The following is a 15543-nucleotide window of genomic DNA, read 5'->3' as shown; positions in this document are numbered from 1 at the left end:
ATTTTATTGTAGATCATTTTTCTTCATAGTTCCTTTTTCAAAGGATTTTTGTTGTATGATAAGGGAAACAAGATATTGTCTTAAATCTTTTATCGTAATATTTTTTTCTTTCTCAGAAAAAAATAATGGAGTTTCATCTAGAAGTTCATACAGTTCAGGAAATTCTTTTTGGATTTCCACTGTTTTTTTAAATATCTTTTTCGTTAAAACAGATATAGTGTTTAGATTATTCATAGCCGCTTTTTATTATTGTTAATATCATCTTAAAGCGTTTATTTCCTTTTATTGAATGACGTTTATGGGCAGGAACGATAATGCATTCACCTTCTTCCATAAAGTAAGAAGCTCCGTCTATAATGATTTCAGCTTTACCTTCAATGATCTGTGCAACAGTATCGAAAGGAGATATCTTTTCAGATAACCCTTCTTTGTCATCAAAAGATAAAACACTGATATTACCGGTCAGTTTTTCAAGTATATTTTTACTGACTACAGAATTTGGAATGTAATCTACAATCTGGCTTGTAATATATACTTTCGATTTTTCAAGTTCTCTATGATTCATCACTGTGGGTTTAAACATAAAAAAAGCACATGGTATTGTAAATAAAAGGGACAGAACTGTCTAATATTCCATCCCTTTTTCCAGTGAAAGCGTTTGATAAATATATCTTTTCATTGGCTTTAACTGTCCTTGAAAACAATTTATGAAAGATTGATTTCTTTGATAATATTGAGAACTTCTTCACGGTTTTTTCTTAATCTGTTTCCGATTCTTTCCAGCATTTCCTTTTCTTTACCTTCTTCAAGCTTCAGGTCGTGGTCCGTTAATGTTGAAAATTTTTCTTTCAATTGTTTTGATTGCACATCCCAGTCTCCTGGAATTTTGAAAGATTGGTTGCCTTTGTTGTGGTTTGTGTCCATAAGGTAGGTTTTAGTGTAACTTCATTGCTACAATACAAAGTTGGGTATTTATTAATCTATTGTATTACAGATTGTTTCTTTTATGTTGCACATATCACACTTTTACAAAATTCCAGCTTATTTTGAACATCTGAAATGTGGTTGATCATAAAAGCAGTGTTTGATGACTCCTTATAAAGTAATGGAGGTGGTTAAGTCTAGGAAATGATTACAAACTTAAAATACTGCTCGATAATTCCAAATAAGTGATTGATTATTTGTATCTTGCTGAATAATTGCATTGAGCTGACAATCTGGACTCAAAGAACCAGTGTATTCACTTCTTTTTCTTTCATTATTTAATACTTCCGGCATACCTCTTTGTTCCACTTCAAATCATTTATAAAACTGTTTTTGAAAAGGAGAATATAAATCTGCTGATTCTCTCCAAAAGAGAATTCAATGGTAAAAAAATTATTAATGTTTTTATGTATATAAAAAAATATTTAAGGATGTGGACATTTTTGATTCCTATCCTGGCATGGTTCTCTTATGTTGGAAATTCTGTTTTTTCTTCAGGGTATTACTCTGTGATTCTTACTTTATTTTTAATAGGAAGTGTTTTAGCTGCGGTGTACCATTCCGAAGTTATTGCGCATCGTTTGGGGGAACCATTTGGAACTTTGCTTTTGGCATTTGCTATTACGGTCATAGAAGTAGGGCTTATTATTTCCATTATGATGGGAGCAAAAGGGTTGGAAACCATTACTCTTGCCAGAGATACGGTTTTTGCTGCAGTGATGATAATCCTTACGGGAATCATTGGAAGCTGTATTGTGATAGGATCCTTACGATATAGAGAACAGAGCTTTACCTTACAGGGGGTAAGTACGGCACTGATTACACTGACCTCTGTTATTATTTTTGTGCTTATTCTGCCCAATTATACGGTAAGTCACCTCGGAGGCGAATACACGTCCCTCCAACTGCTTTTTATCGCCTTGATTTCTTTAGGGCTTTATCTTGGATTTACCATGATCCAAACTTTTAGACATCGAAGCTTTTTCATTTCTCCACAAAACAAATTATCCGAGAATCTGCCTGTAGAAAGCAATAATAAAATAATTTCCACAAAACAATTGTATATCAATTGTATATTGTTAATTTTATCCCTGGGAATAGTCGTTTTGCTGGCAAAACTTCTTTCAAAGGATGTTGAACATATAGTTGTTTCTGTGGGTGCCCCCAAATCTCTTGTAGGTATCATTATTGCTGGTATTGTTCTGCTTCCGGAAGGTCTGGCTGCATTCAGAGCTGCAAAAAGTGATCAGATTCAAACTTCATTAAATCTGGCTTTTGGTTCAGCTTTAGCGAGTATCGGACTAAGTATTCCTGCGATTGCCATTATATCTGTAATAACCGGTATAAGAATGACATTGGGGATAGATATCAAATCAACAATACTTTTAGGGCTGTCTCTTTTTATTATTACTGTTTCACTGGCAACAGGCAGAACTAATATCATGCAGGGAATTGTATTGATCGCTATTTTTTTAATTTATCTTTTTATTACAATTGTACCATAAACCTATTTAAGTTATGCATTATATAGCTTGATATATAGTGAAACGGCCATCTTTAGTTTATATGATATGATGGTTGATATAGAATATATTTCATCATGAATCCAAAAAAACGTTTGAAGGCTCATGAAAAGAACTTTTTTCCTTACCAAACCGACCTTTCTTATAATTTCTCACTATCGGAAATCATTAAAACGGAGAGAAAGCTAAAATTTCGATTATAACAGAATAAATGGAAAATATAAATCAAAGATGAGATACTTATACCTATAAAATCATGGAAATCCATAAACATGATCTTGGAAATTAAAAGTTATTACTTATTAGGAATTATTGCAGTAAACCATATTTTGTTTTATGACTGTGCAACAAGTAATGAGTACAAATCATATGATTATAAAGATGTTGCCCAAATATTGAAATTTCAAATAAAAACTAATGAGATAACACAGAAATTGGTTCACAACTTGGGTTAAGTCAATACTTTAAAAGTTTGAAAAGTACTCTGAACAGAAAAAAGATTTTACAAATAAAAATTATTTATCGATATGACTAGTAAAAAATATTACTTCCACGATAAAAGTCAGAATATTATATCAGAAGATCAATTAATTGGAGAAAATATAGATGCTATAGAATGTTTTTTAACTGATTATCAGCTAGAAAAGCTACATACAATAGAGCGTGTTTATATTTTGGAAAAAACATTTTTAGGAATTTTTAAGACAAGATTGTATTTATATCTTAGTGAAGATACAATATATAATTACGCTATTCAGAAAACATAACATTACTATACTTTATTATTCCTCCGATCATAGCTTAATGTTAGAATTCAAATTTGTTTGGAATATTGATGCTTTGTCTTATTTCGTTTTGATGGTTTCTGAAAGCTATATAGTATTTGTTACTCTTACTAAAACGATAACATCTTTAAAGGAGTGGTCAACGGCACTATGATGATGAAAATTAGCATTTTCACTTTCGGCTTCGCATAGCAATTACAATTTCCCATACAAAAGTCATTACATTTTGCAAAATCGAAAACTGTGTAAATAAAAAATCCCCGCTATTATGAGTAGATTTCTGTAGAGGTATAATCATACTCATATCCTGGAAACACTATATAGTAAATTTTACAGTCCGATTTAATATCCTACAGATATTAACCTTTCTAATGCTTAGGAGGAGAGTATATAACAAAACCCTCCCTTTTAGGGGAGAGTCAATTGTACTAATGAGAATGTACAACTATTATGAACAGTAAATGTATATCTAAATAAATTACATTAATATGCTGCAAGTCATGTGATTCTATTTATTATTGTCGTATATGGAGTAGAAATAATGCATTTATTTTTAACGCTCTTAGGGTATTTTTTAAGTATAACTTTTTAATGCGTCAATTCTGTGATAATATTTAATTTTCTTTGCAAGAAAGTTATAAATTTATTTTGACTGTAAATTCCAGTTTTCAGGAATTTGAAAGGTTTGTCACCTTTATGATGATTTGTGTTCATGACGTGGAATTTAATATAACTTAATTGCTGCAGTACAAGGTGGTGTTTTTATAACCTATGTATTACAGCTTGTTTTTTATATTGCAGTTATCACACATTGTTAGTATCCGGAGTCTTTTTCTTACTGAGAGAGTGATGTTTTATAAAAGGGAAAAAATCTGTGATTATGCCCATAATTGTATAAATTTGGAGCTGGAAAAAGAAGAAATCTTAAAGATCATAAACCTAAGGTCTTATTACAGAGTTGCAGATAAATGACTGATATCAGAGTTTTGATCATAGGGTTGGCTGCTGGTTGAAAAACAAGTAAACTAATTATTTAGTAAAACAGAGCCTTGCCATGAGAAAGCTGACTGTTGATTCCGCTCCCTGATTGAGATTGACATTTTTCTCTTCAAGCCCATCATAACATCCACCTGTTGCAGGGTTATAAATAATCTGATGTAAATAATTTTTTCCTAAAAACCAACTAAAAGCACTCCTCATCATCTGCAAATATTTTTCATCCTTAAAAACCTTGTAGAATGTAGATAATGCAAGTATGGTGTAAGCAACATCTATGGGCTGTTCCCCGCCAATTGATTCAGGACTTTTAACCGTTTCTTTCTGTAGCCATCCTTTATTGGAGATTACTTTGATGCCGCCCTTACTAAATATTTTAGAAAGCAAAAACTTGAATGATTCATCGGCAACCTGTTTATACATTTCATCCTTGGTGGTAATCCACGCACACAATAAAGCTTCAGGGAGTACACCGTTTCCGTAAGTAAGATAGTTTTCAAACCAATGCCAGTCTTTATGTTTTTCATGCTGATACATTTTCACGAGACGATTGGCGAGTTTTTTCAATAATGGAATATTGTTTTCAGAGTTTTGATAATGCAATCCCTTGATGATAAAAGCCATTGCCCGGGTAGAATGGATATTCTCAATAGATGAAATACTTTTTTCAATGATTGATTCTGCTTCATCAGAAAACTGCTGCGGTAAGATTGCTTTTATTGAAAGAAGATATCCCAGTGCCCAGATAGCTCTTCCATTGGAATCTTCAAGGTTGGTTTCATAATTCTGCTGAGCAAATTCCTTGTACTGATTTATATAATTGAGAAAACTTCCATCCGGTTGTTGACAAAACTTAATAAGTTTCAGATAAGTTGAGATTAAATCAAGATCAGATTCATCTCTGCTCAGCTCATAATGTCTGCAGGCTACAATCATAGCCCGGGCATTATCGTCCAAAGTATACCCGGAATTGATATCAGGTTTGTTGATTTTAGAAAACTGGATCATCCCAAAATCCGTTGTCATATTTTTGACATGGCTTAGATTAATGTTGGGGAATGTATAATGTAATGTCATTTTATCTTTGCTGTATTGTTGAAATAATAGGGCGTGCGAAATAGAAGAATTTTCCCAGGCTGTGGGAGCCATTTTTTCCAGACTATTTGATCGTAATTTTTCCTGTACAGTTTCATTTTTTAGTAATGTATTTACGGCAACAGCAAGCTGCTTCGGAGCTTCAAAATCAATAATAATTCCCAGGTCTTCATTCAGTACTTCCAAAGCATGGGGAATAGGCGTGGAAATAATGGGACATCCGCAGCTGATGGCATACGAAAAAGTACCACTTACTGCCTGATTTCTGTCTTTTGAAGTGAAAAGATAGACATTGGTAAGCTGAAGATAATCCAACAACTTATCTAGAGGCAGGTACTGATTGATAAAATAAGTATGATTTTCCAGATGGAGCCTCTTAACAGTATCCTTCAAAAAATCACGATATTTCTCACCTTCATACTTAATGATGCCGGGATGCGTTTTTCCAATAATCAGAAACATTACATCCGGGTTTTTGGAAATGATTTCAGGCAGAGCTTCTAAGGTTGTTTCAATATTTTTCCCCGAACCCAGTAAACCAAAGGTTGAAAGAACTTTTTTATCTTTAAATCCGTATTTCGCTTTCAGTGAAATTTTATCGATAAATGGCAGTAAATGGGTGCCGTGGGGTATCACTTTAATTTTATCAGGTGGTATATCATAATCATTGTTCAGTATATCCGCAGAAATACTGGTCATTACAATAATAGATTTTACAAAACTGCTGATTTCTTTTACCTTTTCTTTTAATTCCCGATCCGGTTTTGGTAGAACGGTGTGAAAAGTAATGATGATATCTTTTTCTGTATTTTGAAGAAAAAGCAGTAATCCGTTGGGGGTTTCGTTGAAAAATCCAAATTCATGCTGGAGCATAACCAGTTGAATATTGTTATTCTTATTGATTTTATCAGCCAGCTCCAGATAAGATACGGCATCGGATGTATTTAAGCGATATTCTGGATCATCTTCATATTGATAATGCTCATCCTCATCCTCAGTTTCCATTGGGCAGATGCTGATGCTAAATGATTCTCTGAATTTTAATTTAAGGGATTGTACCAAGTCCTGACAGTATGTTGCAATACCGCATACCTTGGGAGGAAAAGTACTTATAAAGATAATTTCAGGTTTATAGTTAATTGTGTTTTTATTACTTTGTAAAGATTGTCTTTTTGTCTTTTCCTCCACGTCTGATTTTATATTTTTATTCATATTGATATTTATTTTAAACCTGACATTCTGTATAGAATAGTCAATTATGATGTGTACTGTAGTAATTCCTTCAGTAATTCAGGGATGCTTAAAGAAGCAATAGCTATTCTTTTGTCAGCAGCGCCATAGTAAATATGGAGTGTATGTCCTTCTACGATGGCTCCGGTAGGGAAGCAGACATTGTTCACTTCTCCCTTCTGTTCCCATTCTTCATCGGGCTTGAAAAGAGGATAAGGAAGTCTTGAAATTTCTTTTTCAGGAGTATCAAGATCCAGTAAAGCAGCACATGCGCTGTAAACATATCCTTCAATGGTATCATGTACACCATGGTAGATTAAAAGCCATCCATGCTCAGTTTCTATAGGGGGGCATCCACCGCCAATATAGCTTACTTCATGCTCATATTTGGGAGATAATACAATATGTTCTTTAAAATGAAGGAAGTAGTCTTTCCAGAAATCAGGATTCAGATCTTCAATCTTTTCTATCCTTACAATTTGGATATCAGGCCTTATGCGATGTAGAAAATAAAGCTTACCATTAATTCTTCTTGGAAAAAATATCACATTTTTATCCCAAAGGAAGACCTCTTTATCCTTTATATGAGTATGCGGGAGTTTGTTGAAACGTCTGTACTTTTCTCCTATTTCACCTTGAGATTCTGCTAAAAGCTTAAACTTTTTGTATGGAATTTTTGGCACAATGATTCCTAGCTTTTGCCATGATATTAGATCCTTAGATACGGCAAGTGCACCCAATGCATTAACCCCGTCATAACTGGTATAAGTAAGGTAAAATAAGTGATCGATTTTGACAATTCTTGGATCTTCAACACCGTGTTTTTCGTATTCAAATTCAGGGATAATAACCGGATTGCTGAGCCGTATTTCAGGAGTCTTATAATCCGATAATATACAGTATCCGATACTCGAGAAGTTATTCCTGGCAAGAGCCCTGTATAATAAATGTATTTTTCCGTTATCCTGAATGACTGCAGGATTTAGAACTCCTTCACTCTCAAAGTCTAATGTTGTTTTTCTGAGTATAATTCCATCTTTTTTCAAGGATACCATTTAGTTGCCGGTATTTCGGGCTTCTTGTTCCCTTTCTCTTCGTTTACTCGTTTTATCCTCCCGTTTCTCTTTTGCAGATTTTGCGGGTGGGGTTTTATCTGATTTCTTTTTTCCGTCTTTTTCTTTTGACATTGTGAAATATTTTTTTGTTACCTGTAAATTTCAATCATTAAAAAAGGAAAGCTTTGCAATTGTCTTTTAATTTGTTGTATAAATCATAGATATTTCCGATTTAATAGACTAACTTTGGATAAATGACTGTTAATGAAATAATTGACGGATGTAAACAGTAGGGGAGATGAAGTTGTATGTAAAATATATGGTAAGTTTGCGCTGCAAAATGGTTGTCCATCAGGAACTGGAAAGATTGGGCATTAAAAATGCTGTCGTTGATTTAGGGACAGTAGAATTATTGGATGATATTAGCTCAGAACAAAGACAGATACTTAAAGAAAATTTGCTTAAAACAGGACTTGAAGTATTAGATGATAAAAAAAGTATCCTGATAGAGAAAATAAAGAATGTAGTGATAGAAATGATTCATTATTCAGATGAACTCCCAAAAGAAAATTTCTCAGACTATGTAAGTGAAAAATTAGGCTATGATTATACCTATCTGGCTAATACCTTTTCAGAAGTGAAAGGAATGACACTCCAGCATTTTATTATTATTAATAAAGTAGAAAAGGTAAAAGAACTGCTGTTATATGATGAACTTAATCTTACAGAAATCTCTTATAAACTCAATTACAGCAGCGTGGCCCACCTCTCCAATCAGTTTAAAAAAATTACAGGACTTTCCCCTTCATTTTATAAACAGCTGAAACAAAGACGTCTTGGAAATCTGGAAGACTTATAAATGTGTGATATATGTAAAATTATACCGGATATATATAGCTTAGTATAACACTTAAACGGCCATCTTTGTAGTATAATAATCAGGAATTCACAAAATCCATAAAGCTTATATCACTATAAATAGTGCAATTTTAGATAGGAAATATAGTGAACAGTTGAAAATATTTATCAAACAACAGGCCGTTCTCCCGTATTTGAAAACATTGTAGTAATAAAGAAAGATGTGAAAAAGCGAATATACGACATATAAAATTAGTAGGCTTAAGGATTCTCAATTTTGACAATGAGCATATTAAATCCCGATAAAATAGTAGATCTGTTTTCGAAAGGATTTAATTAATCAAGGATGGAGCCCCATGGTTTCTGTCCTTTTCATCCATATTATAGGAATTGATAGATATATAAAAATTTTCATCAACTGAGTCCATAAAACTGTTTGAACATTCATGAGTAAACAACATGTTTAAATACAAAACAGACTTTCTTATTACCACTTTAACGTCAAAAGTCATGAAAACAATACACCTTTTTCAGTTTAAGAATTCCATTACCCGGAAACTTCCTTTTTTTAAGGAAGAATGTAGATTAGATAATTTAAATGATTTAATGGCCTATGATCTGATGAACACCGAAAAAGTGACTGAGTTCATTATTGAAGTTCATGATGATTTTATTTTTGAAGATATGACCAGAGAAGATCTTTTGTCAATGTGCAGAAATGCCAGAGAAATGATTGAGCATTATTTTGTGACAACCATGAATGATTATGACGTTATCTGAATATTGATTTCAGCAGCATAAAAGTTTTTTTGATCAACATAAATAATAGACCCATGAAATTTCAGCAAAGTTTACTTGATTATATCAGTACTTCACTCATTACAATGAATGAAACGGTTTCTATAGCAGAAAGCGTAACCTCGGGATTAATACAGCTGGCTTTTTCCCAAATGGCTAATGCAAAACTGTTTTACAAAGGAGGAATAACGACTTTTACATTACCTGAAAAAATTCAATTTTTAGATATAAATCAAATCGAAGTTAAGGAAAATAGTTTTGAAACCCAAAAAATGGCTGATACAATCGCTGTAAAGGTCGCTGAATCATTTGGAACAGATTGGGGAATTGCTTCTACTGGATATGCTGCATCTGTAAGAAATTCGGGATTTAAAGTGTATTCATTCTGTTCATTCAGTTACAAAGGAGAGATTGTACTTTCAAAACGCATAGAGCTTCATGATAAGACCCAGGCACTGGATGCACAGTTGTATTATACCGAATTTATTTTAGGGTGTTATAAAAGTGCATTGAATCAAATATTAATTTAACTTACCATTTACCATCAGTTTAAAAGTATAGATTTTTAATTTTTCGCTTTTATTTATGTAAATCTCTACGAGTTTCCAACTCTGTAAAATTCTTTGTCAACCCTTTATTTGATTTTATGCTTAAAAATTATTAGATTCTAAATTTTTTGAATAATTTATATCCAACATTTACAAATTTATTCATTCTTATGCAAAATAAAAATGGCGCTAACTGTCTTTAGTTGGCGCCATTTGGCTGTTTGTGATCAAGGCGGGCGTATCTTCAAACACTTTTATCGATGATTTGCTTCGTTTGAGGCAAATCAAAAAGGAATTGGTAACTCCGATTTTAATATTTAATCACTTGTAGTTGTAAAGTTTTTGCAAATTACTTTTTTTAGTAAATGTAATAATCCAATATAAATAGATAAGATGTTATTGATATGATTTGTTTTATTTAAATATCGTACGGTACTTATAATCAATTTATTGTGTTCGGACTGCTTGGAAATTCTTTGTAAGTATACACATTGTAAGGATAGATTTTCTTTGCCAGAATTTTAGAAATAATACTACTGATGAACAAAGGAAACAGCAATAGATAGCCAGACGGTACTATACTAGAAATAATAAACATGGCTGTAAGAGGGGCGTGAATAGCTGCGGAAAGCATGGCAGCGGCTCCAAATAACGCAAAGTTAATAACCACAAGATGAGTACCTAAATAATGGTTGCAGAATTGGGCAAAAAATACCCCTAAAAATGCACCTGTAACAATACTCGGGGCAAATACACCGCCGTCACCGCCTGCGCCGAGAGTGAGGGAAGCTGCCAATGGCTTTATAAAGATGAGCAAAACCAGAGGAATTAAATATGCGAGATTAACAATATCGGACGAACTTGATTCAAGGATTTTACCAAGCCCTTGATAACTATCACCATATAATGCCGGAAGAAAAAAGATAAATACCCCAACAGTTATGGCACCTAAATTTACACGTATGAAATTGTTGTTAATCCCACCAAAAAATGTTTTTGCGTAGATGACAATTTTTGTAAAATAAAGGGCAAATATACCTCCGATTAAACTTAGTATCACAGCAAAAGGTATGGATTGCCACCGCCAGTCCTGTACCTTAAATGTAAATAATGGGTTTGAGTCATAAAAATGCACAAATAGATGAGCTATAATCATCGAACTTATTCCACTGATCAGTAAGGTTTTATTGTATTTACGTGTAATAACTTCAAATGCAAATAGAAAACCGCCCAGCGCACTTCCAAAGAGTACGGTTACACCCGCTATAATACCTGCACATATCAGTTCCGTCTTGTAGGCCCAAGCACTATGCAAATGTTTGTATGCCTGATTACCAACTGTTGCGGTGGCAACTACTGTTGATACTTCGACTCCTGTAGATCCTCCGAAAATGACCGTTAAAAAGCCATTAATGCAGTGAGAAGGTATTTTAAAAAAAGGAAGATGATCCTTTCTTGTTTCAAGGGTTGTATATATTTCCTTAATTCCTTTATTTTTTCTGTTCTGAAAGAAATATTTACGTAGGAAATAGATTGCTGTAATGCCTACACTTGGTAGAAAGATTAGCAATTTGTTTTCCGTGGCTATAATTTCTTCAAAGAGGTATTCCTGTACCTGTCCTGTCAAATGTTTTAAAGTATAAGATATAAGACAACACATAATACTAACGATAATAGATATCCCGATTAATTTGACATAGCTGGATCTTATTATTTTCTTTCGGTACGCTGTATTGCCTTTCATAACTATTTTAGTTTTAATGAAGATGTAAAGGTAACAGTTATTTTTTGAAATAGTAAAAGTTGCTTGTTACTACATACTACCTGTTTTTATTTAAACAATTCAAATGAAATTTAAATAATTCATTGATTCATAAACTGAAGGTCCAACCGATCAAGAAAAGGATATACTTAATTTCTTTTTTATTTATCAATACTGTTGTTTGCAACGTTGGAATTTTAGATAACTGTTAAAAATGGATGTTTTTGAAAAAATTGCACATTTAGTTAGCTTCTTTACTTTTAGTCTTGAATAATACACACTATTAAATAAAGAAAAACTAAATTAGTTGTGCAAAGAAATTGTTATGCCTAAAAACGATTCAATTACAGTAAATAGAATGGATTACAGCAGTGGGATTGCTGTTGGTATTTGGAACGTATCTACACCAGGTATTATAAAAGCACTTTCACCTCATAGGCACGACCATTATACTTGCATGCTAATTGAGGCTGATCAGCTTGAAGTTGTATTTGATTTTAAGCATTTAACAATGCCGGTGGGGACACTTTTTATCTCTCCTCCTGGACAAGTTCATCAGATTCTAGAGACTCTTAGTGCAACAGGTTATTATTTGTCTTTTGAAAGCCGTCATATCGGTAGAATGGCACAAACCAGTTTGGATAATTTATTAGAGGAAACCTTGATTATCGCTCTCTCTAATAATGAGCGGCATTGGTTTAGAACAATCTTTGAGTCAATCATGAAATTACAAGATCTGAACGATACCCCTTATAGGCAAGTTGAAAAACCATTGCTTTCAGCTTTTATTGAACAGGCAGTTTTATGCTACAAACGCCAATCATTCATTAATTCCGAAAGTGTTAGCCTACGTTCTATAAATCTCACGAAGGAATTCAGGAATCTTGTAAAATCACATTTCCGGAGTATAAAGCGTCCATCTGAATTTGCAGCAATGCTTAATATAACTGTTGGACATCTAAGCGATACAGTAAAAAAAGTTACTGGTTTATCTGCTTCCGAACATATACAGAAGGAAGTGATGAGTGAAGCGCAAAGATTGCTCTACTATACCGAAATAAGCATCAAGGAAATTTCCTATCAGCTGGGATATCAAGACACCAAATATTTCATCAGGCTGTTTAGTAAAAATGCAGGTTTTTCACCAAGTGAATATCGGAAGCAATACGCTAAATGTTCAGACCAAACCTTAGATCATTAAGATTGTTCCTTCTTTTGTCCACCTTTTACCTTAATTTGTGAGTGGCGTTGCATATGCCAATTGCTCAATTTTGTAAGACAAAAAAATTACTTCTAAAGAAAATTTAGATTTTATGATTGGACAGAATTTTGTTGAAAGCTCAGTACTCTCATTGTCGAGAACTCCCGAGGGAATAGTCGACTCTTTTCTTGCTCATATGAATTCTTTCCATACGGAGACTATGCTTCGTTTCTATGAGGAAGATGCAATCTTTATTCGTGATAGTGGTCAGCCTCGTAGAGGAAGATTGGAGATTGCGCGAGAATTGGACTGCTTCTTTAAATTCGGTTTGCCAATCAAAATTACAACAAGGAATGTTTATGTATATGGTAATCTAGCATCACTAATCTTGGACTGGAGTATAGCACGTATTGCGAATAATGGTGAAAAAATATGTATTCGAGGAACATCTAATGATTATGCTAAAAGAGGAACCGATGGATATTGGAGATATTGGTTTGAAAATCCCTTTGGTGTTCAAGTGCGCAGCTTATTTTAAAAAACTTTACAATATTAAATAAATCAGATATGAAAATTTTAGTAGTAGGAGGTACAGGTCTAACAGGGAGGCTTGTAACTAAAAAATTGGAAAAACTTGGTCATAAAGTAGTAATCGGTTCGCCATCACAAGGTGTCGATGTCATTACTGGTGAAGGGCTTCAGGAAGCATTGACCGGAACTGAAATAGTAATCGATCTATCAAATTCATCTTCTCCCGAAGGAGAAAATGCACTTCGATTTTTTGTGACTGCGGGAAAGAATCTTGTCAAAGCAGAATTGAATGCTAGTATTAAGCATCATATCGTTCTATCAATTGTAGGAACAGATGATGCATTGGAAATCGGTTATCTCAGAGCAAAAAAACTTCAAGAGGATACTATTAAAAACTCGGGTATACCTTACACTATAATTAGGTCAACACAATTTCACGAACATGTGGAAGCCATCATCCAAGTTCAGGGAGAAGGGGATAAAGTTTTTGTTTCGAACTTAGACTATCAACCAATTGCACTTGATGATGTTGCCGAATTTATAGTACAATTCTCTTTGGAAGAACCTAAAAATAACACCATTGAAATTGCAGGACCAAGACGTGGCAAAATGGGGACTTTTGTCTCTGAGTATATTCAAATTACAGGTCAGGACAAAAAAGTGATTACAGAAAATGAAAGTAAGTATATGCATTTTGTTGTTACTAATTCACTTCTAGTTCCCGCTGGTCATTACTCCGCTGGTCAGAAACTTTTTGAGGATTGGGCACTGGAAACATTTAAAAGCTAAACTTTCAATTATAAATTTTTCTTTTGATAATTTTAAAATTTTAGTGCAGATCTTTTTGTTCTGCATTTTTAATTATAATGGTACGTCTGACTTTTAATAAATACATTTTCTAGGAAAATTTGATTAAGATAGAAGAATTGCTTTAAGCTTTTAAGTTAAAACTAAAGTCTCGTTTTTAAATTTAACAGAAGTTTAATGCAATTTAATTTACAAAGCTTTTAGAATTTATTATTGGACTTTTAAGTCTTTAATTGGCTATTTTGGTTTTATGCCATAACCGAAGAAATATAGAAACATTTGACGGACGATTTAAAAGCGTTATAAAAAAAATTAAATATCGCTGTGATATGATCTCAAACCTTAAAAAGACGTTCCATTCACTTCGAAATTAGTTGCTCAATTGACCGTCTTTTCAACTTTCATCTGTTCCCATAAATATATTTTGTTACAAGAGATTGGATTATATTCACTATTTGATTAGGATGAAATTTTAACATTGATTATTTCAAAATAAAACTTATCAATAAAAAAATTGTAAATCAACGGTTTCAGACAATTATTATTAGAAGACAAGTACACTGGCGAACAAACCAATACTGTTCTCATTATGTTTAATAGGGCCATACCATTCAAAATTACTACCTAGACCAAAGCTAAACTCTTTGTAGCTGAGTCCTGCACGCAGATAAATGTAGCTTCTGTTATGATCACCTGAGCTTGGAACAAATCCATACAAACCTTGTACACGACCGTACCATGACCAGTTATCATTAATTTTTGGACGATATTCTATGAGTAGCATGTTTTCTGATGCCCAATCACTTGCTAGATCGATTTTTGGGTTTGCTACGATAGTAAATTCAGGTGTAGAATATGAATATATCAGACTTGCTACCGGTCTGAATCCATAAACAGGAGTATATTGCAAACCTGTTGTGACTTCTAAACCCCTTAACAATGTATAAGTAATATGCGATTGTGTCATGATGTCAGGTGTCATCTCTTTTTCCCAAGGAGCATTTCCATTGGTAATACTGAAAAAGCCAAGTTTTGGTATACTTTTAAACTTTTTATTAACCATAACCTGATAATAGATACCCCTGCTACCCAGCATCATCTCCATGTTGATAGGTGTGCTTTTGAGATCGGGTTGTTTTTCTGCAATTGTCTGAGCCTGGAAGGCTGTTGTTAGACTGATAAAAAATAAAGCTACGCCAATTCTTACTGATTTTTGCTCTTTCATAATCTTATACATTTATTTCCCAAGGTTTAGTGTTAATATGTCAGTTTTAACATGAGAAAATTATAGCGCAAAATTAGAACAGACAACAGTTGTAGAATCCTTCAAAATTGACCATCTCAATCCTGCGAAAGTGATCAGTTGATTC

General features: G+C 33.2%; 16 protein-coding genes. 8 read left to right on the top strand and 8 right to left on the bottom strand.

What is annotated here, in order from left to right; all coding sequences use genetic code 11:
• Positions 1-3: 3 nt before the first annotated feature.
• The 3 genes from J2786_RS06590 to J2786_RS06580 all read right to left on the bottom strand — a co-directional run bounded on the left by J2786_RS06590 (position 4) and on the right by J2786_RS06580 (position 924).
• Positions 4-234 carry a hypothetical protein gene (locus J2786_RS06590; protein WP_047430082.1) on the bottom strand — a complete coding sequence of 77 codons (231 nt, stop codon included), beginning with the start codon at positions 232-234 and terminating at the stop codon, positions 4-6.
• A complete protein-coding gene (locus tag J2786_RS06585) occupies positions 227-565 on the bottom strand; it encodes a cupin domain-containing protein (protein ID WP_047433224.1) in 339 nt (112 codons plus the stop codon). Before J2786_RS06585 ends, J2786_RS06590 begins: the two co-directional genes overlap by 8 nt.
• A gap of 140 nt (positions 566-705) precedes the next feature.
• Positions 706-924 (bottom strand): hypothetical protein, encoded by a 219-nt coding sequence (locus tag J2786_RS06580; protein ID WP_047430084.1) that lies wholly within the window; start codon positions 922-924, stop codon positions 706-708.
• 467 nt (positions 925-1391) lie between these two features.
• Between J2786_RS06580 and J2786_RS06575 the strand changes: the two genes are divergently transcribed.
• Positions 1392-2489 carry a calcium:cation antiporter gene (locus J2786_RS06575; protein ID WP_047430088.1) on the top strand — a complete coding sequence of 366 codons (1098 nt, stop codon included), beginning with the start codon at positions 1392-1394 and terminating at the stop codon, positions 2487-2489.
• A 545-nt stretch (positions 2490-3034) separates the two neighbouring features.
• Positions 3035-3274: a hypothetical protein gene (locus J2786_RS06570; RefSeq protein ID WP_047430091.1), complete on the top strand. Its 240-nt coding sequence runs from the start codon at positions 3035-3037 to the stop codon at positions 3272-3274.
• 1047 nt (positions 3275-4321) lie between these two features.
• On the opposite strand, the gene J2786_RS06565 is transcribed toward J2786_RS06570, so the two are convergent.
• From J2786_RS06565 to J2786_RS06555, 3 genes are read right to left on the bottom strand one after another with little or no spacing between them, the layout of a single operon-like run.
• A complete protein-coding gene (locus J2786_RS06565) occupies positions 4322-6595 on the bottom strand; it encodes a glycosyltransferase (protein WP_082001943.1) in 2274 nt (757 codons plus the stop codon).
• A 44-nt stretch (positions 6596-6639) separates the two neighbouring features.
• Positions 6640-7668, bottom strand: a complete 1029-nt coding sequence (locus tag J2786_RS06560) for a glycoside hydrolase family 130 protein (protein WP_047430094.1) — start codon at positions 7666-7668, stop codon at positions 6640-6642.
• Positions 7669-7800: a hypothetical protein gene (locus tag J2786_RS06555; RefSeq protein ID WP_262711490.1), complete on the bottom strand. Its 132-nt coding sequence runs from the start codon at positions 7798-7800 to the stop codon at positions 7669-7671.
• A 166-nt stretch (positions 7801-7966) separates the two neighbouring features.
• Here J2786_RS06555 and J2786_RS06550 point away from each other — a divergent pair, with 166 nt between their 5' ends.
• The 3 genes from J2786_RS06550 (at position 7967) to J2786_RS06540 (ending at position 9854) form a co-directional block, all read left to right on the top strand.
• Complete coding sequence (locus J2786_RS06550) at positions 7967-8527, top strand: helix-turn-helix domain-containing protein (protein ID WP_226798640.1); 561 nt, start codon at positions 7967-7969, stop codon at positions 8525-8527.
• 509 nt (positions 8528-9036) lie between these two features.
• Positions 9037-9306 carry a hypothetical protein gene (locus J2786_RS06545; protein ID WP_052187039.1) on the top strand — a complete coding sequence of 90 codons (270 nt, stop codon included), beginning with the start codon at positions 9037-9039 and terminating at the stop codon, positions 9304-9306.
• A gap of 53 nt (positions 9307-9359) precedes the next feature.
• Entirely contained in the window at positions 9360-9854 is a 495-nt protein-coding gene (locus J2786_RS06540) for a CinA family protein (protein ID WP_047430097.1), read from the top strand.
• Between the two features lie 460 nt (positions 9855-10314).
• Here the strand turns inward: J2786_RS06540 and J2786_RS06535 are convergent, their stop codons facing one another.
• A complete protein-coding gene (locus J2786_RS06535; protein ID WP_047430100.1) occupies positions 10315-11616 on the bottom strand; it encodes a chloride channel protein in 1302 nt (433 codons plus the stop codon).
• Between the two features lie 343 nt (positions 11617-11959).
• Here J2786_RS06535 and J2786_RS06530 point away from each other — a divergent pair, with 343 nt between their 5' ends.
• From J2786_RS06530 to J2786_RS06520, 3 genes are all read left to right on the top strand, one after another.
• Positions 11960-12835, top strand: a complete 876-nt coding sequence (locus tag J2786_RS06530) for an AraC family transcriptional regulator (RefSeq protein ID WP_082001945.1) — start codon at positions 11960-11962, stop codon at positions 12833-12835.
• Positions 12836-12947: 112 nt separating this feature from the next.
• The gene (locus tag J2786_RS06525) at positions 12948-13373 is read left to right on the top strand and encodes a YybH family protein (protein ID WP_052186950.1); all 426 of its coding nucleotides are present in this window, start codon (positions 12948-12950) and stop codon (positions 13371-13373) included.
• A gap of 29 nt (positions 13374-13402) precedes the next feature.
• Entirely contained in the window at positions 13403-14155 is a 753-nt protein-coding gene (locus J2786_RS06520) for an SDR family oxidoreductase (RefSeq protein ID WP_047430106.1), read from the top strand.
• A gap of 562 nt (positions 14156-14717) precedes the next feature.
• Here J2786_RS06520 and J2786_RS06515 read toward each other — a convergent pair.
• Complete coding sequence (locus J2786_RS06515) at positions 14718-15398, bottom strand: hypothetical protein (protein WP_142016416.1); 681 nt, start codon at positions 15396-15398, stop codon at positions 14718-14720.
• Between the last annotated feature and the right edge of the window lie 145 nt (positions 15399-15543).

The organism is Chryseobacterium vietnamense (assembly GCF_031454475.1).
GTDB lineage: Bacteria > Bacteroidota > Bacteroidia > Flavobacteriales > Weeksellaceae > Chryseobacterium > Chryseobacterium vietnamense.
The sequence above is the reverse complement of the archived record's forward strand: the minus strand, read 5'-3'. Positions and strand labels throughout refer to the sequence as shown.